Annotated in this window: 20 protein-coding genes; 15 read left to right on the top strand and 5 right to left on the bottom strand. The window is 69.9% G+C overall.

The window, feature by feature from the left end; all coding sequences use genetic code 11:
- Positions 1–369: DUF6350 family protein (locus H5J26_RS13680; RefSeq protein ID WP_235980680.1), on the top strand; the 369-nt coding region annotated here is incomplete at its 5' end.
- Between the two features lie 27 nt (positions 370–396).
- On the opposite strand, the gene H5J26_RS13675 is transcribed toward H5J26_RS13680, so the two are convergent.
- Positions 397–1,296, bottom strand: coding sequence for a hypothetical protein (locus tag H5J26_RS13675; RefSeq protein ID WP_181766103.1), 900 nt, complete (start codon positions 1,294–1,296; stop codon positions 397–399).
- A gap of 291 nt (positions 1,297–1,587) precedes the next feature.
- On the opposite strand from H5J26_RS13675, the gene purN reads away from it, so the two are divergent.
- Positions 1,588–2,262 (top strand): phosphoribosylglycinamide formyltransferase, encoded by a 675-nt coding sequence (gene purN, locus H5J26_RS13670; protein WP_181766102.1) that lies wholly within the window; start codon positions 1,588–1,590, stop codon positions 2,260–2,262.
- Complete coding sequence (gene purH, locus H5J26_RS13665; protein ID WP_235980679.1) at positions 2,255–3,895, top strand: bifunctional phosphoribosylaminoimidazolecarboxamide formyltransferase/IMP cyclohydrolase; 1,641 nt, start codon at positions 2,255–2,257, stop codon at positions 3,893–3,895. Before purN ends, purH begins: the two co-directional genes overlap by 8 nt.
- A gap of 150 nt (positions 3,896–4,045) precedes the next feature.
- Here the strand turns inward: purH and H5J26_RS13660 are convergent, their stop codons facing one another.
- Positions 4,046–4,606, bottom strand: a complete 561-nt coding sequence (locus H5J26_RS13660; protein WP_181766101.1) for a hypothetical protein — start codon at positions 4,604–4,606, stop codon at positions 4,046–4,048.
- Positions 4,607–4,753: 147 nt separating this feature from the next.
- The gene (locus tag H5J26_RS32265; RefSeq protein WP_181766100.1) at positions 4,754–5,476 is read right to left on the bottom strand and encodes an RDD family protein; all 723 of its coding nucleotides are present in this window, start codon (positions 5,474–5,476) and stop codon (positions 4,754–4,756) included.
- 358 nt (positions 5,477–5,834) lie between these two features.
- On the opposite strand from H5J26_RS32265, the gene H5J26_RS13650 reads away from it, so the two are divergent.
- The 12 genes from H5J26_RS13650 to H5J26_RS13595 all read left to right on the top strand — a co-directional run bounded on the left by H5J26_RS13650 (position 5,835) and on the right by H5J26_RS13595 (position 21,248).
- Entirely contained in the window at positions 5,835–6,698 is an 864-nt protein-coding gene (locus tag H5J26_RS13650) for a bifunctional methylenetetrahydrofolate dehydrogenase/methenyltetrahydrofolate cyclohydrolase (RefSeq protein ID WP_181766099.1), read from the top strand.
- Positions 6,698–7,117 (top strand): DUF3017 domain-containing protein, encoded by a 420-nt coding sequence (locus H5J26_RS13645; RefSeq protein WP_181766098.1) that lies wholly within the window; start codon positions 6,698–6,700, stop codon positions 7,115–7,117. The genes H5J26_RS13650 and H5J26_RS13645 overlap by 1 nt, the downstream gene beginning before the upstream one ends.
- Before the next feature lie 231 nt (positions 7,118–7,348).
- Positions 7,349–8,803, top strand: coding sequence for a helix-turn-helix domain-containing protein (locus H5J26_RS13640; RefSeq protein ID WP_181766097.1), 1,455 nt, complete (start codon positions 7,349–7,351; stop codon positions 8,801–8,803).
- A 301-nt stretch (positions 8,804–9,104) separates the two neighbouring features.
- The gene (locus tag H5J26_RS13635; protein ID WP_181766096.1) at positions 9,105–10,094 is read left to right on the top strand and encodes a malate dehydrogenase; all 990 of its coding nucleotides are present in this window, start codon (positions 9,105–9,107) and stop codon (positions 10,092–10,094) included.
- A gap of 381 nt (positions 10,095–10,475) precedes the next feature.
- On the top strand, positions 10,476–12,179 hold the full coding sequence (locus H5J26_RS13630) for a hypothetical protein (protein WP_181766095.1): 1,704 nt from the start codon (positions 10,476–10,478) through the stop codon (positions 12,177–12,179).
- A complete protein-coding gene (locus tag H5J26_RS13625) occupies positions 12,176–12,592 on the top strand; it encodes a hypothetical protein (protein WP_181766094.1) in 417 nt (138 codons plus the stop codon). The genes H5J26_RS13630 and H5J26_RS13625 overlap by 4 nt, the downstream gene beginning before the upstream one ends.
- Before the next feature lie 22 nt (positions 12,593–12,614).
- The gene (locus H5J26_RS13620) at positions 12,615–13,406 is read left to right on the top strand and encodes a hypothetical protein (RefSeq protein WP_181766093.1); all 792 of its coding nucleotides are present in this window, start codon (positions 12,615–12,617) and stop codon (positions 13,404–13,406) included.
- A gap of 420 nt (positions 13,407–13,826) precedes the next feature.
- Positions 13,827–15,329, top strand: coding sequence for an aldehyde dehydrogenase family protein (locus tag H5J26_RS13615; RefSeq protein ID WP_181766092.1), 1,503 nt, complete (start codon positions 13,827–13,829; stop codon positions 15,327–15,329).
- Positions 15,330–15,385: 56 nt separating this feature from the next.
- Complete coding sequence (locus H5J26_RS13610) at positions 15,386–16,957, top strand: GMC family oxidoreductase (protein ID WP_181766091.1); 1,572 nt, start codon at positions 15,386–15,388, stop codon at positions 16,955–16,957.
- Positions 16,957–18,117, top strand: a complete 1,161-nt coding sequence (locus H5J26_RS13605) for a quaternary amine ABC transporter ATP-binding protein (protein WP_181766090.1) — start codon at positions 16,957–16,959, stop codon at positions 18,115–18,117. The genes H5J26_RS13610 and H5J26_RS13605 overlap by 1 nt, the downstream gene beginning before the upstream one ends.
- Positions 18,118–18,184: 67 nt before the next feature.
- A complete protein-coding gene (locus H5J26_RS13600; RefSeq protein ID WP_181766089.1) occupies positions 18,185–20,230 on the top strand; it encodes an ABC transporter permease in 2,046 nt (681 codons plus the stop codon).
- 58 nt (positions 20,231–20,288) lie between these two features.
- Positions 20,289–21,248, top strand: a complete 960-nt coding sequence (locus tag H5J26_RS13595) for an ABC transporter substrate-binding protein (protein ID WP_181766088.1) — start codon at positions 20,289–20,291, stop codon at positions 21,246–21,248.
- A 223-nt stretch (positions 21,249–21,471) separates the two neighbouring features.
- Here the strand turns inward: H5J26_RS13595 and H5J26_RS13590 are convergent, their stop codons facing one another.
- Complete coding sequence (locus tag H5J26_RS13590; RefSeq protein ID WP_419183794.1) at positions 21,472–22,218, bottom strand: isocitrate lyase/PEP mutase family protein; 747 nt, start codon at positions 22,216–22,218, stop codon at positions 21,472–21,474.
- Between the two features lie 228 nt (positions 22,219–22,446).
- Positions 22,447–23,266: metallophosphoesterase (locus H5J26_RS13585; protein WP_181766087.1), on the bottom strand; the 820-nt coding region annotated here is incomplete at its 5' end.

Below are 23,266 nucleotides of genomic sequence, written 5' to 3'. Positions count from 1 at the left end.
CGGGCAGCGGTGCCGGAGCCGGGGCGCCGGGAAGGAGCGGCGGCCTGGCAGAGCACGACGTATGTCGTCGGACTGGCGGCGTGCGGCTGCGGAGCAGCTGTCGCACTGCTCGCGGCCTGCTCGGGCGGCGCGATCGGTACGCAGGCGATGGCCTTCTTCGGCCCGAGCTGGTGGCTGACGGGACTGGCGGCCACGGGCTGGACTGCTGCGGTGGGTCTGCCCGCCGCTCTCGCCGTACGTTCGTGGCGGCTGCGCGAGCACGGCTCCGACGACGACTGGCACGCCACGTCCGCACGTCAAGCTCGCTGGGCGGCGCTCAAGACGGCGTCGGGCGGGCTGATGCCGGACTTCGAGCCCCGCCGCGACTGACAGCCACCGCAGCGGGAAGCCCGCTGGTCAGCGGTTCTCGAGAAGCGGACGCAGCTCGCTCGGCAGGAGCCCCTTGCAGTCCTCGCGGGAGGACTGCGTGAGGGCGTCCTGCGTACAGGTGAAGTACTCGCGGTACACGGACTGGAACGTGAACGTCGCCGCGACCACCGCGAGAGCGAGCGCGGCCGTGATCAGGCCGCTGACTGCCGCTGTCGTACGGGACTTGGCCGCCTGGGCCGGCGTGACGCTCACCGGGATCGAAGGAGCGGGCTTGGGCGTCTCGGTGGGATCCGCGGTCCGGTCGCTGCCCGCGACGTCCTCCGCGGTCGCCGCCGTGCCGGAACCGCCACCGCGCTTGCCCGAACTCTCCGTCCGGGAGGGCGACTTGTCGCCGCGCAGCGAGTTGATGCCCCAGTACAGGGACAGCGCCCCGAGGAGGAGCGCCACCTCCGGGAGACTGAACAGGGAGAAGAAGAGGGCCCAGATGCCGGTGTGCAGGGAGTAGCGCGCGTGGCGCTGGAGGGGGTCGGTCGGGTCCCAGCGCATGCCGCCACGGCTGCTGCTGCCCGTGCCGTTCCCGTTGCCGCCGTTCCCGTTCCCCTGGCCGCTGCCGCTGCTGGAGGAAGGGCCGCCGAAGCCACCGCTCTGCCGGCCCGGCTGCCGGCTGCTCCATTGGCTGCCCCAGACCGAGCGCTTCTTGTCGGACCCGGACCCGGACCCGGAGCCCGAGTCGTCACCCGAGCCCTCCGACCCGTCCGGCCGCTCCGACCCGGAGGTGTCCGTCCCCGTGCCGGAGCCGTGCTGGTCCGCCCCGCGGCGCGGGTGCCAAGGCTGGTCGGGCTGCCCCTCCGGTGGTGCCGCGAAGGGGTTGTCCTCGCGCGAGGTGGAGTCGGATGGGGCCGCTCGGCGGCGGCTTCGGTCGGTCATGTGGTGTGAGTCTTCCCCTTGCGTCCTTGAACGTCCTTCGCGGGTGCCGGCTGAGTACGCGCCGCCTCTGATGCGGCCCGTCCCTCCTGACGCTACCTGCCGCACCGGCCCCCGTCCCGTGGGGGCCGTGTCAAGGGCCGGTATCGTTGCCGACGGTCGAACGCTTCGTAGAGTTCCCCGGAATCCGTTGCTCAATGAGTTCGTACGACCACACAACTTGCCGCCTCCCCCCTTTCCTGCCCCTCCCCGGCCCTCGCGCGCCGGGCGGATCCCGTGAGAGAGAGCCCCGTCGTGGCTGCGCACCAGAGCCCGAGCCGCCCCCGCCCCGGTTCCCGTCCCGTCCGCCGTCTCGTCGTTCTCGTATCCGGGTCGGGCACGAATCTTCAGGCGCTGCTCGACGCCATCGAGGCGGAGGGGCCCGACACCTACGGCGCGCGTGTCGTCGCCGTGGGTGCCGACCGGGACGGGATCGAAGGCCTGGAGCGTGCGGAGCGTGCCGGCATTCCCACGTACGTGTGCCGGGTGCGGGACTACGCCACCCGTGACCAGTGGGACCGGGCGCTGACGGAGGCGACCGCGGAGCACGAGCCGGACATCGTCGTCTCGGCCGGCTTCATGAAAATCGTGGGCAAGGAGTTCCTCGCCCGCTTCGGGGGGCGGGTGGTCAATACGCACCCCGCCCTGCTCCCCAGCTTTCCCGGTACCCACGGCGTGCGCGACGCGCTCGCGTACGGGGCCAAGGTGACGGGGTGCACCGTCCACTTCGTCGACGACGGTGTCGACACGGGGCCGATCATCGCGCAGGGCGTGGTCGAGATCCTGGACGAGGACGACGCCGACGGGGGCGCCGCTCTGCACGAGCGGATCAAGGAAGTCGAGCGACGGCTGCTCGTCGATGTCGTGGGACGCCTCTCCCGCGACGGCTATCGCATCGAAGGACGAAAGGTACGGCTGCAACATGGCTGAGGGTGGCATGAGTGAGGGCGGCGCGGGCGCCGGAAGCGCCGAAGGTGTGAAGCGGCCCGTTCGCAGGGCCCTCGTCAGCGTCTACGACAAGACCGGCCTGGACGAACTGGCCCGCGGCCTGCACTCGGAGGGCGTGCAGCTCGTCTCGACCGGTTCGACGGCGAAGCAGATCGCGGCGGCAGGCGTCCCGGTCATCGCGGTCGAGGAGCTGACGGGATTCCCGGAGTGCCTGGACGGGCGGGTCAAGACGCTGCACCCGCGTGTGCACGCGGGCGTCCTCGCGGACCAGCGTCTGGCGTCGCACAGGGAGCAGCTCACCGAACTCGGCATCGAGCCCTTCGAGTTGGTGATCGTCAACCTCTATCCCTTCCGCGAGACCGTCGCCTCGGGCGCCGCCCCCGACGAGTGCGTGGAGCAGATCGACATCGGCGGACCGGCGATGGTCCGTGCCGCTGCCAAGAACCACCCCTCGGTCGCGGTCGTCGTCAACCCTGAGCGCTACGGCGACGTGTTGAAGGCCGTGGCGGACGGAGGCTTCGAACTGGCCCAGCGCAAGCGGCTGGCAGGCGAAGCGTTCCAGCACACCGCCGCCTACGACGTGGCGGTGGCCGGCTGGTTCGCCGACGGCTACGCGGCGCCGGAAGAGGACGGCGCAGGCGTGGCGGCCGGTGAATCCGGCGCCGCTCTCCCCGAGTTCGTCGGCGCGGCCTTCACCTGCCGCAGCGTGCTGCGCTACGGCGAGAACCCGCACCAGCCCGCGGCGCTCTACACCGACGGCAGCGGCACCGGTCTCCCGTACGCGGAGCAGCTGCACGGCAAGGAGATGTCGTACAACAACTACATCGACACCGAGGCCGCCCGCCGTGCCGCGTACGAGCACGCCGGGCAGCCGTGCGTGGCGATCATCAAGCACGCCAACCCCTGCGGCATCGCCGTCGGTGCGGACGTCGCCGAGGCACACCGCAAGGCGCACGCCTGCGACTCGCTCTCCGCGTTCGGCGGTGTGATCGCCGTGAACCGTTCTGTCTCCGTCGCGATGGCGGAGCAGGTCGCGGAGATCTTCACCGAGGTCGTGGTCGCACCCGGCTACGAGGACGGCGCCGTCGAGGTGCTGTCCCGCAAGAAGAACATCCGGGTGCTGCGCTGTGCCGAACAGCCCGCCGCACACGTCGAGTTCAGGCCCATCGAGGGCGGCACGCTGCTCCAGGCCAAGGACAGGCTGCAGGCGGAGGGCGACGACCCCGCCAACTGGCGCCTGGCCACCGGCGAAGCGCTCTCCCAGGCGGAGCTGGCCGACCTCGCGTTCGCGTGGCGGTCCTGCCGTGCGGTGAAGTCCAACGCCATCCTCCTCGCCAAGGACGGCGCGACGGTCGGCATCGGCATGGGCCAGGTCAACCGCGTCGACTCGGCGAAGCTCGCCGTGCAGCGCGCGGGTGAGGAGCGGACACGCGGCTCCTTCGCGGCCTCGGACGCGTTCTTCCCCTTCCCGGACGGGCTGGAGGTGCTGACGCAGGCGGGCATCAAGGCCGTTGTCCAGCCGGGTGGTTCGGTCCGTGACGAAGCCGTCGCCGAGGCTGCGAAGGCAGCCGGCGTCACGATGTATCTCACAGGCACACGGCACTTCTTCCACTGAGCCTCCTCCGACGGCCCGTCCGCGGACGGGAGTCGGGCTGAGGAAGCGGCCGCAGAAGACACGACACCCCGGGCACTCACCGTGCCCGGGGTGTCGTTCCGGGGGTCGAGGACCCACCGGCAGGCGCGCTCCGCCGCCGCGGTAACTCCATCAGTAGCGGGGCCTGTTGAACCACGCACCGGCCTGGGCCAGCATCACGATGCAGGTGATTCCGAGGCCCATCCACAACAGCCCGAGGGGGATCAGCGGCAGTCCGAAGAGGGTGAGGAACGAGGCCCAGACGATTCCGCCCACGCGCACGCCGTTGCCGCCCTTGGACACGGATGTGCCCAGCACGATGCCGACGACCGCGTGCACGAGGAGGACGCCGCACACGATGTACATGACCGCGATCGGGGTGTCCGCCTCGGCGAACGACCCGACCTCCTTCAGGCGGTCCGCCGCCACGCCGAGAGCGATCATGCAGCCGATCGAGACCAGAGCCTGCAGACCGCCTGCGATGAACATCATGATGCGGGCACCGTTGACCTGGCCGGGTATCACGCCCGGGGGAGTGGCGCCGAGTCCGCCAGGGCCGGGCGGGGGCGCCTGGGGGTAGCCGTACGCGGGCTGCTGGGCCTGCCCGGGGTACTGGCCGTAGGGCGACTGGGGCTGCTGCTGGTAAGGGTTCTGCGCATACGGGTTGTTGGGAGGCTGGGGCGGCTGACTCATGGGGGCGTCCTCTTCTCTTGGGAGGTCTGAGCTCGTGAGGTACTGCTCGTGACGTGCGACTCGTGACGTACGAAGGGCCGCGCCCAAGTGACTTGCGGCGCGGCCTTCGTGTGCGTGCTGGGTCCGGGAACGGCTTGCCGCTCCCGGTTACTTCTTGATGACCTGAGTGTTCGCCGCCTTGTCGTGCCAGCCGCGCAGTCGCCCGCTGTTGTCGAAGAAGGGCGAGATCAGGATCAACACGGAGCCCAGTCCGCAGGTGATGAGTCCCAGGCCGATCGGGAATCCCCAACGCACGAGTGCGGCACCGAAGGCCGGCTTGGTGCCGTAACGGTTGTCGACGACGCTGAGCCCGAGAACCATCTTGCCGGGCGTCGCACCCTTGACACTGACCCATACGACGTCCCAGCCCACGGCCACGACGGCGAACACCAAATACGTGAGCAGAATGGCGCCGAGGCCGACAGCCGCCGCCGCATTCGGGTCGGTGGTCGAACTTGTCGTGGCGAAGAGACCGAATCCCAATACCATGCTCACGGCGAAGTTGATCACGCCGACGAACAGTCCGTCGAGAAGACGGGCTCCGAAGCGCTGACCGTACGAAGCGATCTGCGCCATGCCCAGGTTGGGAATGTTGGTGTAGCCCTCAGGTGCCTGCTGGCCGGGCGCCCCCGGGAAGCCCTGTTGCTGCGGGTAGCCGTATTGCGGCTGGCCGGGAATGCCGCCGGGCTGCTGCGGATAGCCGTACCCGGGCTGGGCGCCGGGCTGCTGCGGGTATCCGTAACCGGGCTGGCCCCCAGCTTGCGGCTGCTGCGGCGGCTGCTGGGCGTAAGGGTTGTTCGGGTCCTGGCCAGGCGGCGGTGGGTAGCTCACGAGTCTCTTCCTCCGAGCGTTCGACAGGGGACGGAATGGGCCGAAAGATTCGGGGGAATGACAGTTCCGCCCCCGCAGAAGCCGTCAGTGGACTGCGTGAGGTGTGCGCTGTGCGCGATGTGTCTCCCCCGATGGTGCGACGCCGTGCCTTGGCCCTCCCTGGTTCGGGCGCGGCGTCAGCGAATCATGTTGGTCGCCGGACGGTGACCCTGTCCAGCTGGATCTGTGAATGTGGCGAATCCGAAACGCGACGGGAACCCCATCGTCGTCCCGCATTTCGCCGCCGTCGGAGGCGTCGGGTGTCTGCGGAGCGATACGGATTTCGACGCGACCCCCGGCATCCGGGAGGATGGGGCCCATGACGGCCCAGATTCTCGATGGCAAGGCCACGGCAGCAGCGATCAAGACCGATCTCAAGGCGCGCTGCGACGCGCTACGTGCGCGGGGCATCACGCCGGGACTCGGCACTCTGCTCGTCGGGGACGACGTCGGCTCGCAGAAGTACGTCGCGGGCAAGCACCGCGACAGCAAGCAGATCGGCGTCCACTCGATCCAGCGTGAGCTGCCCGCCTCCGCCACCCAGGAGGAGATCGAGGCGGTCGTGAGGGAGCTCAACGACGATCCCGCGTGCACCGGTTACATCGTCCAGCTGCCGCTGCCCAAGGGCATCGACACCAACCGCGTGCTGGCGCTGATGGACCCCGCCAAGGACGCGGACGGGCTGCACCCGACCAGCCTCGGCCGGCTCGTGCTGAACGAGCCGGGACCGCTGCCGTGCACCCCGCAGGGCATCATCCAGCTCCTCCGGCGGCACGACGTCGAGCTGAACGGCGCACACGTGGTCGTCGTGGGCCGCGGCATCACCGTCGGCCGGTCCATCCCGCTGCTGCTGACCCGCCGCAGCGAGAACGCCACCGTGACGCAGTGCCACACCGGCACCCGCGATCTGCCCGCGCTGCTGCGGCAGGCGGATGTGATCGTCGCCGCGGCCGGTGTGCCGCATCTGATCAAGCCGGAGGACGTGCGGCCGGGCGCGGCGGTGCTGGACGTGGGCGTGAGCAGGGACGAGCACGGCAAGATCGTCGGCGACGTACATCCCGGAGTGGCGGAGGTCGCGGCCTGGATCTCGCCGAACCCCGGCGGCGTCGGCCCCATGACCCGCGCCCAGTTGCTCGTCAATGTCGTGGAGGCGGCCGAGCGGGCCGCGGCGGAGGCGAAGTGATGAAGGTCCGAGTGGGTGGATCACGCCGGTTCCCCCTGGTGACGCGCGACACGGCGCGGCCCGAGGGCGGTCAGAGCGCCGTGGGCGCCGGGCACTCCGCGCCGTACAGGCAGTGGCCGCTGCTGGCCGTCTGCTTCGGTGTGCTGACCGGGTTGCTGGTGACCATCGCCGAGTTCCGCTCCGGAGCGCTGATCATCGGCGGCTCGCTGCTCGCGGCCGCGGTGATGCGGCGAATGATGCCGTCGGTCGGGATGCTGGCCGTCCGCTCCGGCTTCACGGACATGCTGACGTACGGGGCGCTCGGCCTCGCGATCACCCTGCTGGCGTTGATGGCGCAGCCGGAGCCCAAGCTGACCGTTCCGTATCTCGAGGACATCGTCCATTTCCTCGTGAGGGGAAACGAACCGCCGGAGTCGTAGGCGGAGACCGTCGGGCGGCCGTCGAATCGGCCCAAACGGGGGCCCTGCAGGCATCGTTCGACGGCACAGGGCACGCGCTCCGACACACGGTGTGACGTGAGGAGAAGGCCCGTGCTTCGTCTCGGAAGCGCGGGCCGCAGTCATGGCCGCAACACCGGAGTGCCGGTGGCAGACTAGTGCCGACCAAGCGCGGGGAATGTCGACGAATTCGGGGGACGAGGGGGAAGGCCCATGCCTCGGTGGAGGCCGCTACCGGAGGAACTGGATCCACAGATCCGGGAGTTCACCAGCCAGTTGAGGCGGCTGGTGGACCGCAGCGGAATGAGCGTCGCGTCCATCGCGGACCGTACGGGCTACAGCAAGTCGTCGTGGGAGAGGTATCTCGGCGGGCGGCTGCTGCCGCCACGAGGTGCGGCTCACGCCCTGGCCAAGGTCACGGACACCGACATCCGTCACATCGAGACGATGTGGGAGCTGGCCGAACGGGCCTGGAGCCGTGCCGAGATGCGGCACGACGTGACGATGGAGGCCATCCGCGTCGCCCAGGCGCGTGAGGCGCTGGGGGAGTTCTGGGACGAGCCCGCGAAGGGGCGCAAGCGCGGCCGTAACAAGGACAAGGAGAAGGGCCGGGACAAGGGCCTGGAGAAGAGCCGCGAGTCGGACGGGGCACACGAGGCGGACGACGTCGAGGTCAACCGGGCCGAGGAGCAGTCGGCTTCGGGATCTCTCGCTCCGCCCTCCGCCTCCGCCCTGTACGGCGGCGGCTCCGCGGCCGGCAGCACGGACGCAGGCCCGCGGCCCATGGACGACGAGACGGCGGTGCTGCGTGCACGGCCGCTCCCCGGCAAGGGGCCCGACAAGGTCGTCCGGAACACCCAGCAGCTCGTCGACGTCGCCTCCTGGGGTGCGACGCCCCGCAATTCGGCGGCGGCGCCCGCAGGCAACAGGCCGCCGATGACTGAGGGGGCCCCCGGCGGCACATCCGGCGTGGAGGGCCGTCCCCTCGCCGTTCATCCTTCGGGCCCTCCCAAGCACCCCGGCGCCTACCCCGGTTCGCCTTCGGAAGCCCATGACGCGCAGGACGGTCAGGACGGTTCGGGGGACAAGGGACGCTCCTCGCGGGGCAGCCGGATCGCGGCTCTTCTCGGCGGCGCCGTCGCGATGTCCGTGCTCCTGGGCATCGGCGTACTGGTATTCGGCCTGCCCGGGACCTCGGAGGACAGCTCGGCCGCGCCGGCACCCCCGCCTGCCAGCCGCCAGCAGCGCGACCTGCCCGCGGGTGTGAAGTGCCGTGGCAGCGACTGCACCGGGAAGGACCCGGAGAAGATGGGCTGCGGCGGTCAGAACGTCAAGAGCAGCAACTCCGCCTTCGTCGGTCCGAGCATGGTCGAGGTGCGCTACAGCGAGGTCTGCAAGGCGGCTTGGGGCCGCATAACGGGCGCGGCTCAGGGCGACGGGCTGAAGATCAGCGCGGGTGGCGAGGTCGAGAGCGACGAGGTCGACTCGACCAACGACGCCTACACGGAGATGGTCGCCGTCGGCTCCGCGACCGAGGCCCGTGCCTGCGCCACGCTCGTGGCGGGCACCACCGGCTGCACGGAGGTCGGTGCCTCCGAGGCATCGGCTCCCGCCTCGCCCGCCGCGTCGTCCACCGGCCCGGCGACGGGCGCGGGCGAAGTGCCCTGACGCGTCAACTCACCGTCGTCCGGATACTTCTGAAAAGTTTCGCGGACTTCCGATGTATGCGCATGCATGGCCGGCGAGATACCGGGAATGCGCCTGTGCAGCACCCCCCCACGGGCTGGCAGTCGTCGGCAGCCCCCGCGCGTCCCCTCCTTGCGCGGGCGGCTGCCGACGCGTCCGAGGCGTCGGATAGCCTGGCGAGGACTCTCTTGACGTGGAGAGACTTCCGAACAGGGCAGGGCGCGTTCCCCAGGACTTCGCCGGGGAGGGCCCTTCGCCACCGCCAGGTACTACGGAGACCGCCATGACCCGCACCCCAGTCAATGTCACCGTCACCGGAGCGGCCGGCCAGATCGGCTACGCGCTGCTCTTCCGTATCGCCTCCGGCCAGTTGCTCGGCGCCGACGTGCCGGTCAAGCTGCGGCTGCTGGAGATCACGCCGGCTCTGAAGGCGGCCGAGGGCACCGCGATGGAGCTCGACGACTGCGCCTTCCCGCTGCTGCACGGCATCGACATCTCCGACGACCCGAACGTCGCCTTCGACGGCACCAACGTCGGTCTGCTCGTCGGCGCCCGCCCCCGCACCAAGGGCATGGAACGCGGCGACCTGCTGGAGGCCAACGGCGGCATCTTCAAGCCGCAGGGCAAGGCCATCAACGACCACGCGGCGGACGACGTGAAGGTCCTCGTCGTCGGCAACCCGGCGAACACCAACGCCCTCATCGCCCAGGCCGCCGCACCGGACGTGCCCGCCGAGCGGTTCACCGCGATGACCCGCCTCGACCACAACCGCGCGCTCACGCAGCTCGCCAAGAAGACCGGTTCCCAGGTCTCCGACATCAAGAGGCTGACGATCTGGGGCAACCACTCGGCCACCCAGTACCCGGACATCTTCCACGCGGAGGTCGCCGGCAAGAACGCCGCCGAGACCGTCAACGACGAGAAGTGGCTGGCCGAGGAGTTCATCCCGACCGTCGCCAAGCGCGGCGCCGCCATCATCGAGGCACGCGGGGCGTCGTCCGCGGCCTCCGCCGCCAACGCCGCGATCGACCACGTCCACACGTGGGTCAACGGCACCCCGGACGGCGACTGGACGTCGATGGGCATCCCCTCGGACGGCTCCTACGGCGTCCCGGAGGGCCTCATCTCCTCCTTCCCGGTCACCTGCTCGAACGGCTCGTACGAGATCGTCCAGGCCCTGGACGTCAACGAGTTCTCGCGCACGCGCATCAACGCCTCCGTGAAGGAGCTGTCCGAGGAGCGCGAGGCGGTCCGCGGTCTCGGTCTTCTCTGAGCTGACACTCCTTCGAGGGACCCTTCGCTGAGAGGCGTCCCCCGAAGGTGAGGCTCGCTCGACGGCGGCACGCCGACGCCGTCACCGCCTTGCCGGCCCGTGCGGGCCGCGCCCCTCACGGGTGCGGCCCGCACGGGCCGTTCCGTTGCCGGTGCAGGGGGAGCGGGTGCAGCTCAACCACCGCTCACAGCCCTGCAGTTGAGATCCACGCGCCGCGAATGCAGGCCCGCGTTTTCCCGGCCGGTGCATGCGGCACAGGCAACTCCCCACTGTTCCCGAAGAGTTACTCAGTGAAGTGTCTCCGGCGTGGCCCGGGCCCGGCTCCTCCGGTATCTTCTTGGCTCTCCCTGGACCGGACCTGTGGGGAAATCGGGGGCTGTCATGAGTTACCCAGCGCGCACGCACGCTCACAGCGAGGCGACACGTCTGCTGTGCGCGGGGGTGCGGCTGAACTCCGCGTTCCGTCAGCGCGTCATCGATGAGCTGATCGGTCACGCCGAGCGGCCCGTACCGCCTTCGCTCGGTGTGGATCTGCGCCCGGTGCTCGCGCACGCGCTGCAGGCCCGCCGTCAGGAAGTGCGCACCGCTCTCGCCCTGTTGGGCGTCTGGGCCGCGTTCTTCGTGGTCTCGCTCGTCGTCACGTACGACATGATGGACGACCTCTCCGGCGGGAACTGGGAGTTCTCCTTCGACGCGTTGCTCGCCCTGGTCCCGGCCTTCGAGGATCCGGCGCTCGGGTCGGAGTCGTTACTGGCCACCGTCTGGGTCGTCCAGTACGTGTTCGTCGTCCTCGCCTTATGGGCCGGCCGCGCGCTCTCGGGACGCCGCACCGTGGTCTACGACGTCGGACGGGAAGACCGCTGGCAGATCCGCTCCCGGGCGCGGCGCTGGCTGGGCCGTCTCGTCACCTACGTCGCGCGCGTCTTCGCCCTCTGGTACTGGTTCGGTGCGCTTGGGGGCGTCGACGACAACCCCTTTCCCGTGATCTTCCCTCTGCTGCTCGCAGGCGTCGTCTGGCTCCACCGGATAAGGATGGCCACCGTGCTGCGGGAGCAGTTGGGCCGCCGGACCTTCCATTCGAGCCCGCTGCCCGAACTGCCCGTGGGGGCGCGCTACCGCGCCGTCGGCGAGGCCATCGACCGCGAGCAGCACGCCCAGGCCGCCATGTACGACCCCAACCGGCCGTTCGTCGGCGCTGGCACCCCGTACAAGCCCTGGTCGTTCGCTCTGGAGCTGCGCCGCAAGAAGGACTTGGACGGCGGCGGCGTGCCGCACCAGGGAGAGTCCGGCCTCTCCAGCAGGCAAGTGATCGACATGATCACGCCGCGGCTGGTCGCGTTGCGCGAGGCAGCGGCACGCACCAGCCGGGACCGGCTGCGGGAGCTGGAGGTCGAGGAGTTCGTCTACCTCCCCTCGGGTGCGCCACGCGACGGCGGTGTCTACGGGCCGGAGAGCGTGCACGCCCACCTGGGCGACGCCGTCGACGAAGGCGCGGAGGCACGGCGTCACTTCCTCCGCATCCGTGTGGGCGCGTGGGAGGAGCAGGTCGTCGTCTCGCTGTTCGTGCGCGTGCACACACAGGGCGGGATGCTGGTGCTCGAGGTCGTGCCCCATGTGCTGGGCCCGGTCGCCGAGGAGTTCCGCGAGGTCGACGCGATGGTCGAGAGCCGCGCCGCCGGGCCGTTGCGCGAGGGGTTCCTCGCGCTGCTCACGGCCCCGGCCGTGACCGCCGCCGCGGGCATCGCGGCGATGCGCACGCTGTTCTCGGTCTGCCGGGTGTGGCTCGCCGCTCCCGAGTACGCGGCGCCGGACGCCCCGCTGCTGTCCGTGCGGGAGCTGGCGAGCACCCCTGAGCTGTCCCTGTTCCAGGAGATGGACGTCAGCCGCTACATCAAGACGGTCCAGGACAGGATCGCCGGCGGGGTACGGGACGCGCTGGAGCAGCGCGGCTTTCGCACGGACCGCTTCGAGCAGCAGATCGTCAACGTGCGGGACGGCGGCGTCTTCATCAAGGAGATCAGCGGCGGCACTGTCGCCACCGGTGAGCACGGCCAGGCACACCACGTGGAGGGGAGCCCCAAGTGACGTCAGGCAACGGTGGATCCGAGGAGCAGGAGACGGGGACCGTCGGGGGAGGGGGCGCCGTGCACATCGGCAGCATCTCGGGAGGCTCGGTCGCCACCGGCAGGCACGGCAGGGCGACTTCGACGTCGTACACCTACAACTCGCCGCCGCAGCAGACCGATGAGGCGACGCTCGCGCTGCTGGAGGCCGTGCGGGCCCTCCGCGCCGACATGAGCGTTCTCGCCGCCTCCGACGAGACACGCGGCGTCGACGGTGAACTGGGCGAGATCGAGGGCGAGATCGCCCGTACGGGGCGCACCGATCCGACACGTCTGGCCCGGCTGCGGGAGCGTCTGGAGTCCGGGGCCAGCGCGATCGGTCTGCTGGCTTCCGCGGCGACGGTCGCGCAGGCCGCCGCACAGGTCCTGGGGTGAGCCGGATGAGGGGGGAGCTCGGATGATCCGCTTCGACTCGGACCACCAGCGCTGGGTGGACCACGAGGCCGAGGTGCTGCGCGCACAGCGCCACACCGAGTCCGCGCGTCAGCAACGGCAGGTGCTCAAGGGCACGTTCGCGGTGCTGGCGGTCTGCGGACTGGCCTTCGGCACGTGGGCCCTCGGCTGGAAGGACGAGCCGGCGCCGCTGCCGGAGAGCCGGCCGGAGGCCACGCCCACGATCTCGCAGGCGCCCTCCTCGCCCCCGGCCGAGGACCCCTCGACGGACACGGACGACGAGCCGGTCGCATCGGAGTCCGGCGCTCGCCCCGGGTATTCGGTGAAGGAGGACCCCGAGGGCTTCCAGGTCGCGGTGCCCGACGGCTGGGACCGCCGAACGGAGGGCCGCGAGGCGGGCTCGAAGGTCGTCTTCTACGAGGAGCCGGGCCGCTCCCGCCAGCTCCAGATCTTCTGGGTCGAGGACGCCGATCCGTACGCCTCCCTTGAACTCGCGGAGAAGAACGCCGAGAAGAACAAGGACTACGAGCGCAAGGCCCTCGACCAGCTCGACAGCGGCGACGGCAGTGCCGCCGCCCGCCTCGAGTACACCTACGACTCCGATGAGCACGGCGGCACCCGGCACGTCATCGACCACCGCTTCGAAGCGGAGGACGGCGAGCTCTACGCGATCGTGGCCTACGGGCAGACCGAGGGCGGCACCGCGGAGCAGGAGAAGGAGCTGCTCGACACCGCGCTGACGTACTTCTGCCCCTCGGGTGCCGAATGCACGGACGTGGCTTCCGGCAGCCCTTGATCGTTTGCCGCGTGCGTCCGTAACGAGTGCGAACGTCCGTCGTCGGGCTGTTTCTCCTGAGAAAGGTGAGGCGGCAGGTTCCAGCATGGGTCACGCCCCGTTACTTTCCTGCATCACCTCGTCGGCGACGGTCGCACTTGTTCACACCCGCCATAGGATGCCAACAGAACCGGTCAAGTCGGGACCTTCAATCGTCAGAAATCCGCATAGAACGTACTGATCCAGCACTTCGTCCGGGCCCGACGGACTTCGGCCAGTGAGTAAGCACACTTATCTGTCCCACACGGACATGCAAACGCGAAGACGGGGCAGGGTTCGCTCCTGTCATGTGCCCTGCGCATGGCCGCAAGACCGTGGCGGTCACGAAGAGAGAATTTCGTGTCACGCAGCGTTTCGACAGCTTGGAAGGCAGTACAGAGGGTGTCCGAAATCGACAGCATTCACATCGACGGCGAGTGGCGGTCTGCCGCAGGCGGGGGGACCCGTGAGGTCCTCGACCCCGCCGACGCCACCACGCTCGCCGTCGTCGCCGAAGGCGGCCTGCAGGACACCGATGCGGCGGTCGCCGCGGCACGGCGTGCCTTCGACGAGGGGGAGTGGCCCCGTACGCCCGTCGCTGAACGGGCCGCCCTGCTGCGCCGGGTCGCGGACCTGCTGCAGCGGGACCGCGAGGAGATCGGACTCACCGAGTCCAGGGACGCGGGAAAGACCTTGGAAGAGGGCCGGGTGGACGTCGACGACGTCACCGCGGCCTTCCGTTACTTCGCGGACCTCGTCGCGGGCGAGTCCGCGGGCAGGGTCGTCGACGCGGGCGACCCCGACGTGCACAGCGTCGTCGTGCACGAGCCCGTGGGCGTCTGCGCGATGATCACGCCCTGGAACTACCCGCTGCTCCAGGCCAGCTGGAAGGTCGCTCCCGCGCTGGCCGCCGGCAACACGTTCGTGCTGAAGCCCAGCGAGATCACGCCGATGACCACCGTCCACATGGTCAAGCTGCTCGCCGAGGCCGGTCTCCCGGCGGGAGTGGCGAATCTCGTGACGGGCGCGGGCGACCCCGTGGGCGCGCGCCTGGCCGAGCACCCGGACGTCGACATGATCTCCTTCACCGGCGGGCTCGTCTCCGGGACGAAGGTCGCGCAGGCCGCCGCCCCCGGCGTGAAGAAGGTCGCGCTGGAGCTGGGCGGCAAGAACCCCAACGTCGTGTTCGCCGACGCGTGCGAGACCGAAGAGGGCTTCGACACCGCCGTCGACCAGGCGCTCAACGCCGCCTTCATCCACAGCGGCCAGGTCTGCTCCGCCGGAGCCCGCCTCATCATCGAGGAGTCCGTGCGTGAACGCTTCGTCGCCGAGCTCTCGGCGCGCGCCCAGCGCATCCGGCTGGGCCGCGGCACGGAGAAGGGCGTCGAGTGCGGACCGCTCGTCTCCGCGCAGCAGCTCGCCAAGACGGAGGCCTACGTCGCCTCCGCGCTGGACGAGGGCGCGGTGCTCCGCAGCGGCGGGCAGCGGCCCGAGCCGTCCGACGTACGCCCCGCCGAGGGCTACTTCTACTCGCCGACGGTGCTCGACAACTGCCACCGCGGGATGAAGGTGATCCGGGAGGAGACCTTCGGGCCGATCCTCACCGTCGAGACCTTCCGCACCGAGGACGAGGCCGTGGCCCTGGCCAACGACACCGAGTACGGCCTCGCGGGCGGCGTCTTCTCCTCGGACACCGCCCGGGCCAGGAGGGTCGCCGGCCGGCTGCGGCACGGCACCGTCTGGATCAACGACTTCCATCCCTATCTGCCGCAGGCCGAGTGGGGTGGCTTCGGCAAGTCCGGCGTGGGCCGCGAGCTGGGCCCGCACGGACTCGCCGAGTACCGCGAGACCAAGCACGTCTACGAGAACCTGCGTCCCGCACCTGTCCGCTGGTTCTCCGGCTGACGGAGCACCCACACCTCCGTACAGCACCCGTGAATCCCAAGGAGCACAACACGGAAATGTCCAACCACGACAAGTCCAGCTACGACTACGTCATCGTCGGTGGCGGCACGGCCGGGTCGGTGATCGCCTCACGGCTCGCCGAGGACCCGGCCGTCAGCGTGGCTCTCATCGAGGGAGGGCCCTCCGACATCGACCGGCCGGAGGTCCTCACACTCCGCCGGTGGCTCGGCCTGCTCGGCGGCGAACTCGACTACGACTACCCCACGACCGAGCAGCCCCGCGGCAACTCCCACATACGCCACAGCCGCGCGAAGGTGCTCGGCGGCTGCTCCTCCCACAACACCCTGATCTCCTTCAAGCCGCTCCCGTCCGACTGGGACGAGTGGGAAGCGGGCGGAGCGAAGGGATGGGGGGCCGCCGCCATGGATCCCTACTTCGGGAAGCTGCGCAACAACGTTGTCCCCGTCGGTGAGCAGGACCGGAACGAGACAGCCCGGGACTTCATCGCCGCCGCGAAGGACGCGCTGGGCGTCCCGGAGATCGACGGATTCAACAAGAAGCCGTTCCACGAGGGCGTCGGTTTCTTCGACCTCTCGTACCACCCGGAGACCAACAAGCGCTCCTCCGCGTCGGTCGCCTACCTCCACCCCCACATCGAGGCGGGCGACCGCCCGAACCTCGACATCCTGCTGGAGACCTGGGCCTTCCGCCTGGAACTCGCGGGCAACGAGGTGAAGGGCGTGCACGTCCGCACGGAGGACGGCGCCGAGCGGCTGATCTCGGCGGAACAAGAGGTCCTGCTCTGCGCGGGCGCCGTGGACACCCCACGCCTGCTGATGCACTCGGGGATCGGCCCGAAGGGGGACCTGGAGGCGCTGGGCATCCCCGTCACGCACGATCTGCCGGGCGTGGGGGAGAACCTGCTCGACCACCCCGAGTCGGTCATCGTCTGGGAGACGGACGGGCCCATCCCCGACAACTCCGCGATGGACTCCGACGCGGGCCTCTTCATGCGCCGGGACCCGGGATCGTCCGGCCCCGACCTGATGTTCCACTTCTACCAGATCCCCTTCACCGACAATCCCGAGCGGCTGGGCTACGAAAGGCCCCCGCACGGAGTGTCGTTGACGCCCAACATCCCCAAGCCCCGCAGCCGCGGGCGCCTTTACCTGACCTCCGCCGACCCGGCGGTCAAACCCGCCCTGGATTTCCGCTACTTCACGGACGAGGACGACTACGACGGCCAGACCCTGGTCGACGGCATCAGGTTCGCCCGCGAGGTCGCGCGGTCCCAGCCGTTCGCGAAGTGGCTCAAGCGCGAGGTCTGCCCGGGCCAGGAGATCACCTCCGACGAGGAGATCAGCGAGTACGCGCGCAAGGTCGCGCACACCGTCTACCACCCGGCGGGCACCTGCCGGATGGGGGCCGCCGACGACGAACTCGCCGTCGTCGACCCCCGGTTGAAGATCCGCGGCATGGAGGGCATCCGCGTCGCGGACGCCTCGGTCTTCCCCACGATGCCCGCCGTCAACCCCATGATCGGTGTCCTGATGGTCGGTGAGAAGGCGGCTGACCTCGTCCGATCCGATCGACCTGCTACGACTACGGCACCGGGAGGTGTTGCGTGATGTCCGAGACCCACGAGTCCGCCGGGATCGCAGAGAACGCAAAGAACGCCGAGGACAAGGCGGCCGCGAAGAGCGCCGGCTCCGCGAAGTCCGCCCCGGTGATATCCGTACGAAATCTGTGGAAGGTGTTCGGTCCCAAGAGCCATCGAATACCCGGAGATCCCGAGCTGAAGGACCTCTCGGCCGCCGAGCTGACCAAGCGCACCGGCTGCACCGCCGCCGTGCGCGACGTCTCCTTCGACGTCCAGAACGGCGAGGTCTTCGTGGTGATGGGCCTGTCGGGCTCCGGCAAGTCCACGCTCGTACGCTGCCTGACCCGCCTCATCGAGCCGACCGCCGGAACGCTGGAGATCGACAGCCACGACGTTCTCGGCATGGACAAGGCGCGACTGCGTGAACTGCGCCGCAAGCGTGCCGCGATGGTCTTCCAGAACTTCGGCCTGCTGCCTCACCGCACCGTCATCGACAACATCGCCTACGGCCTGGAGATCCAGGGCATGGCGAAGGCCGAACGACGTGCGAAGGCCGCGGAGATGGCGGAGAAGGTCGGCCTGGCCGGGCTCGGACAGCGCCGCCCCGTGGAGCTGTCCGGCGGCCAGCAGCAGCGCGTCGGGCTGGCACGCGCGCTGGCCGTCGACCCCGAGGTGCTCCTCTTCGACGAGCCGTTCAGCGCGCTGGACCCGCTGATCCGCCGTGACATGCAGGAGGAGGTCATCCGGCTCCACCGCGAGGAGGGCCGGACGATGGTCTTCATCACCCACGACCTCTCCGAGGCGCTGAGGCTGGGCGACCGCATCGCCCTGATGCGCGACGGCGAGATCGTGCAGTGCGGCACCCCGGAGGAGATCGTCGCCACCCCGGCCGACGACTACGTACGGGACTTCGTCCGCGACGTCCCCCGCGAACAGGTCATCTCCGTGCGCCGCGCCATGCGTCCCGCGGACAAGTCCGAAGCCAACGGCGGTGCGGAGCTCTCCCCGGACACCCTGGTCTCCGACGCGATCGAGACCATGGCACGCGGCGGCGAGAACCTTCGCGTCGTCGACGACGGACGCACCATCGGCGTCATCGACTACGCCTGCCTGCTCAACGTCGTCGCCGGCCTCGACGAGGACGGCGAGGGCGAGCCCGACAAGGGCAAGGAGGTGGCAGCCGTATGAACACGCGCTTCACCGCGCTGTCCGTAGGAACGGGCGGCTTCGAGGACGACGCGACGGGGAGGCTGATGTGAGCACTCCCACGATCCACGAGCAGGGTGAGCAGAAGGCCCCTGACGCCCCGCCACCCCGACAGGCGGACACCGGGCCCGAGCAGCATGCCGCCCCCAGCGCGCTGCAACGTCTCGCGGGCAGCCCCAAGGCACTGCTCGTCCTGCTGACGGTCCTGGTCGTCGTCGTCAGCGCGGCCGTCTCCGGCTCCGGCGCCTGGCCGCAGGCCTGGACGGTCGACATCAGGACCCCGCTGAACGACCTGGACAACTGGCTCGTCGACAACCGCGAGACGAGCCCGATCTTCCTGTACTTCCTGCTGCACATCAGCAACTTCGCCGAGACCTCGGTGGACGCGATCATCAGCCTGTTCGACTCCATGGGCTGGATGGGCGTCACCGTCGTCGGCACGCTGATCGCCTGGGCGTCGGGCGGCGCCGACCTCTCCCGGCGCGCACTGCGTACGGGCGGCACGGCGCTGGGCGTCTTCATCGCCTGCGGTGTGCTGAACATGTGGCAGGCCACGATGGAGACGCTGGCCCTGATGACGGCGGCCGTCTTCGGGTCGGCCCTGCTCGGCCTGCTGCTCGGGCTCGCGGCCGGGCTCTCGGACCGCTTCGAGCGGATGCTGCGGCCGGTGTTCGACACCATGCAGGTCATGCCGGCGTTCGCGTATCTGCTGCCGCTGCTGCTGATGTTCAACATCGGCGTCCCGTCGGCGCTGATCGCGACCGTGATCTACGCAGCTCCGCCGATGGCGCGTCTCACCTCGCTGGGTCTGCGCAGTGCCGACCCGGCAGCGCTGGAGGCCTCGGCCTCGCTCGGTTCGACTCCCTGGCAGAGGCTGTGGACGGCGCGGTTCCCGCTGGCCCGCAAGCAGATGATGCTGGGCCTCAACCAGGCGATCATGATGTGCCTGTCGATGGTCGTCCTCGCCTCCCTCATCGGTTCCGAGGGTCTGGGTGACGAGATCTATCAGGCGCTGGGCAGCCTGGACATCGGCACCGCGCTGACCGCGGGCATCGCCGTCGTCCTGATCGCCGTGCTGCTGGACCGCACGACATCGGCCGCCGGGGAACGTCTGGACGCCACCGTGAACGTCGGCACGACCCGGCTCATGGCACGTGTGCGTCTGGCCGTGTGGGGGATGACTGCCGTCCTGCTCGGCGTCTTCGCCGCCATCGGTTCCTCGCTCGGTGAGCGGGAGTGGCCGGACGCCTGGACGGTGGACATCACCCGGCAGCTCCAGAGCGGGGTCGACTTCTTCACCGACCACCTCGGCACCGGTGTCCCGGTGCTGGGCGGCACGGTGACCTGGGCGCACGGGTTCACGGACTACCTGCTCAACCCGATGCGCACCGGTCTGCTGACCACCCCGTGGTGGGCACTGGCGCTGCTGGTGGGCGTCGTCGGCTGGCTCGTCGGCACCTGGCGCGCGGCGCTGACCGGGGTCGTCTGCCTGGCCCTGATCGGCATGATGGGGCTGTGGGAGACGTCGATGGACACTCTCTCGCAGGTGATCGGCGGCCTCGTGCTGACCATGGTCGTCGGTCTCGTCTTCGGCATCCTGACGGCCCGAGTCGAGCGTGTGGAGCGGATCCTGCGTCCGGTGCTCGACACCATGCAGACGATGCCGCAGTTCGTGTACCTGATCCCCGTGATCGCGCTCGTCGGCCTCAGCCGCAGCGCGGGCATCATCGCGGCCGTGATCTACGCCGCCCCTGCGGTCATCCGGATCACCTCACAGGGGCTGCGTTATGTGGACCCCGCGGCGATGGAGGCCTCACGCTCACTGGGCGCCACGAGCAAGCAGCAACTCCTGCAGGTGCAGCTGCCGCTGGCCCGCAAGGCGCTGCTCGTCGGCGTCAACCAGGGCGTCGTGCTCGTGCTGTCGATGGTCGTCATCGCCGGCCTGATCGGCGGCGGTGCGCTCGGCTACGAAGTGGTGCAGGGCCTGTCGAAGGGCGACCTCTCACAGGGGCTGCCCGCCGGCATCGGCATCGTCTGCCTCGGCATCATGCTCGACCGGATGTCGCAGCCCGCGGGACAACGGCCTCGCGAGTGACACCCCCGAACACCCCCCAGCGGTTCACCCACCCGAGAAAAGAAGACAGGACTCACACATGAAAACCAAGCAGATCCGTAACTCCGTCATAGCCGGCATCGGCGTTCTCGGCGTGCTCTCGCTCTCCGCTTGCGGCGCGGCCGACACCAGCGGCGGCGGCGGCAAGGACGACAAGGTCGTTCTCGCCGAGCCCTCCTGGGTCGGTGCGCAGGCCAACGCCGCGGTCGTCAAGAAGCTCATGGAGGACGAGCTCGACGTCAAGGTCGAGGCCAAGCAGATGGACGAGCCCGTCGCCTTCGACGCGCTCGACAGCGGCAAGGCCGACGCCATTCTCGAGGACTGGCACGGGGTCCCGAAGAAGCAGAAGAAGTACGTCGAGGAGAAGAAGACCGTCGTCTCCGGCGGAGACCTCGGCGTCATCGGCCACATCGGCTGGTTCGTGCCGAAGTACTACGCGGACAAGCACCCCGACATCAAGGACTACAAGAACCTCAACAAGTACGCCAAGGACTTCCGTACGTCCGAGAGCGGGGACAAGGGCCACTTCATCGGTGCGGCCCCGTCGTACTCGCAGCACGACAAGGGCCTCATCAAGAACTTCAAGCTCGACTTCAAGCACATCCCGAGCGGTGCCGAGGCGGCCCAGCTCAAGGAGATCCAGCGGCTCTACAACGCCAAGAAGCCGTTCCTCACCTACTGGTGGGAGCCGCAGTGGATGAACAACAAGATCGACATGACCGAGATCAAGCTGCCGAAGCACACCCCGGGCTGTGAGACGCCCGAGGCGGACGCCAAGTGCGGCTACGAGACCAACCAGCTCGAGAAGTTCCTCAACGCCGACTTCGCCAAGAGCGACAGCGACGCGGCGAAGTTCATCAAGAACTTCAAGTGGACGACCAAGGACCAGAACCAGGTCGCGGGTGACATCGCCGGCAAGAAGATGAAGCCCGAGGACGCCGCCGAGAAGTGGATCAAGGCCAACAAGGCCACCTGGCAGAAGTGGATGCCGAAGAAGTGACCCGGCGGCGCAGCCGCTGAGCACTGAACGAACGGCCGACGGGGCCGGGACACCGCAGAGGTGTTCCGGCCCCGCCGCTCTGCCGGTTCCGGGAAGACCGGGAAGACCGGGAAGACCGGGAAGACCGGGCAGAGAGGCGCTCCCGCAGCACCCTGAACACTCCCCCCGCCGCAGCGGGCGTTGAGGGCCCCTCATGGCCGGTGCGTGCGTCGTGCGACCGCCCTCAACCGCCGTGGCGCAGCTCCTCAGCCATCTCCTTCACGGCGGCCATCGCCCGCTGCGCCAGCCCGCCGCCGAACGTCACCCGTGCCGCGCCCGCGGCTCCCAGTTCGCCCGGGGTGGGCCCGCCCGCCGGGGACAGCGCGTTGACCGGGACCTTCAACTCCCGTGCCAGCACGCCGATGTCACCGGGCGGTGCCCCGATGGGATAGACGCACTCCGCGCCCGCCTCGACGTAGAGCCGTCCGCGCACCAGCGCGTCGGCCAGGGGATCCGCCGCACTGTGCACGTAGCTGTCGACACGGGCGTTGAGGAAGATCTCCCCGCCCGCCGCCGCGACGACCTCGGCCAGGAAATCCGCCTGGAGCCGCGGATCGACCAGGGCGCCCTCCTGCGAGTCCTCCAGGTTGCAGCCGACGGCCCCGCACTCCCGCAGCCGCTCGACGATCTGCTTCGGGGGAAGCCCGTAGCCGCGCTCGATGTCCGCCGTCACCGGGACTTCCACGGCTCGTACGATCCTGGCCACGGCGGCGAACATCTCGTCGGCCGGTGTCTCACCGTCGGCGTTGCCGAGGGAGGCGGAGACGCCGTGGCTGGGGGTGGCCAGCGCTTCGAAGCCGGCGTCGGCGAAGATCTGTGCGCTCGCCGCGTCCCACGGCCCGGGCAGCACGAGCGCACCCTCGCCGGGACGCCGGCGGTGGAGCGAACGCAGCCGCGCCACGCCCTTGTCGGCGTCCGGCCCGGCGCTCACGGCCGGCTCGCACGGGTGGCGGGACCGGCCGGAGCGGAGCGCGTCGTGACCTGGGACGCGGCCGTTCCCTTGCAGCCGCCGGGAGCGGCCCGGAAGGCATCCGTCCTCGGCTCCGGGCCGGCGCCCCTTTCGCCCTCATGGTGCGCGTGTGTCGCAGTCGTCGTCATGATGCCGACTCTACGAGGCACCTACGACAGGGGAGTTGATCGTTCCGCGTGGTCGCGGGCCTCAGGCCTTCTTGGAGGCCAGCTTGACGATCGTGACGTCCGATTCCGCGCCCACTCGCACCGGCGGCCCGAAGGCTCCCGCTCCACGAGTGACGTACAGCTGGGTGTCGCCGTAGCGCTCCAGACCGGCGACAGTCGGATTGGCGAGCGCCGCGAGGTACTGGCCGGGCCAGACCTGACCGCCGTGGGAGTGCCCGGACAGCTGGAGGTCCACGCCGTGGTCGACGGCCTCGTGGATCTGCACCGGCTGGTGCGCGAGCAGCACCGAGGCCCGTGAGGTGTCACGGTCCCCCAGCGCCTTGCCGAAGTCCGGTCCTTCGCCCGACTCCTCGCCCCGCAGGTCGTTGACCCCGGCGAGGTCGAAGCCGGGCAGCTCGCGGCGGGCGTTCTCCAGCGGGTGGACGCCGAGTTCGCGGACGTGGTCGACCCACTCGCCCGCGTCCCCGAAGTACTCGTGGTTGCCGGTGACGAAGAAGGAGCCGTCCTTGGCGCGCAGGCCGCGGAGGGGCTCCGCGGCGGGCCCGAGATCGGCCACGGTGCCGTCGACCAGATCGCCGACGATCGCGATCAGGTCCGGCTGGGCGCTGTTGATCGTGTCGACGATCCGCTGGGCGTGCGCGCGTCCGAGGACGGCGCCCAGGTGGATGTCGCTGACCACCGCGATGCGGTAACCGTGTGCCGCACGCGGCAACTTGGCGAGCGGGACGGTGATGCGCTTGAGCGTGGGCCCGTTGAGCACGCTGTACGTGCCCGCGCCGACGGTCCCGGCCGCGGCTACCGCGGCGCCCGCGGCGACCGTACGTGCGATGAAGAGCCTTCGT

Source organism: Streptomyces albidus (ex Kaewkla and Franco 2022), from assembly GCF_013870515.1.
Classification (GTDB): Bacteria; Actinomycetota; Actinomycetes; order Streptomycetales; family Streptomycetaceae; genus Streptomyces; species Streptomyces albidus.
The sequence above is the reverse complement of the archived record's forward strand: the minus strand, read 5'-3'. Positions and strand labels throughout refer to the sequence as shown.

Excerpts from the sequence above, each read along its gene's own strand:
- H5J26_RS13675 (WP_181766103.1), bottom strand. The coding sequence starts at position 1,296 with ATGACCGACCGAAGCCGCCGCCGAGCGGCCCCATCCGACTCCACCTCG.
- purH (WP_235980679.1), top strand. The coding sequence starts at position 2,255 with ATGGCTGAGGGTGGCATGAGTGAGGGCGGCGCGGGCGCCGGAAGCGCC.
- H5J26_RS13660 (WP_181766101.1), bottom strand. The coding sequence starts at position 4,606 with ATGAGTCAGCCGCCCCAGCCTCCCAACAACCCGTATGCGCAGAACCCT.
- H5J26_RS13650 (WP_181766099.1), top strand. The coding sequence starts at position 5,835 with ATGACGGCCCAGATTCTCGATGGCAAGGCCACGGCAGCAGCGATCAAG.
- H5J26_RS13645 (WP_181766098.1), top strand. The coding sequence starts at position 6,698 with ATGAAGGTCCGAGTGGGTGGATCACGCCGGTTCCCCCTGGTGACGCGC.
- H5J26_RS13640 (WP_181766097.1), top strand. The coding sequence starts at position 7,349 with ATGCCTCGGTGGAGGCCGCTACCGGAGGAACTGGATCCACAGATCCGG.
- H5J26_RS13635 (WP_181766096.1), top strand. The coding sequence starts at position 9,105 with ATGACCCGCACCCCAGTCAATGTCACCGTCACCGGAGCGGCCGGCCAG.
- H5J26_RS13630 (WP_181766095.1), top strand. The coding sequence starts at position 10,476 with ATGAGTTACCCAGCGCGCACGCACGCTCACAGCGAGGCGACACGTCTG.
- H5J26_RS13620 (WP_181766093.1), top strand. The coding sequence starts at position 12,615 with ATGATCCGCTTCGACTCGGACCACCAGCGCTGGGTGGACCACGAGGCC.
- H5J26_RS13610 (WP_181766091.1), top strand. The coding sequence starts at position 15,386 with ATGTCCAACCACGACAAGTCCAGCTACGACTACGTCATCGTCGGTGGC.
- H5J26_RS13605 (WP_181766090.1), top strand. The coding sequence starts at position 16,957 with ATGTCCGAGACCCACGAGTCCGCCGGGATCGCAGAGAACGCAAAGAAC.
- H5J26_RS13595 (WP_181766088.1), top strand. The coding sequence starts at position 20,289 with ATGAAAACCAAGCAGATCCGTAACTCCGTCATAGCCGGCATCGGCGTT.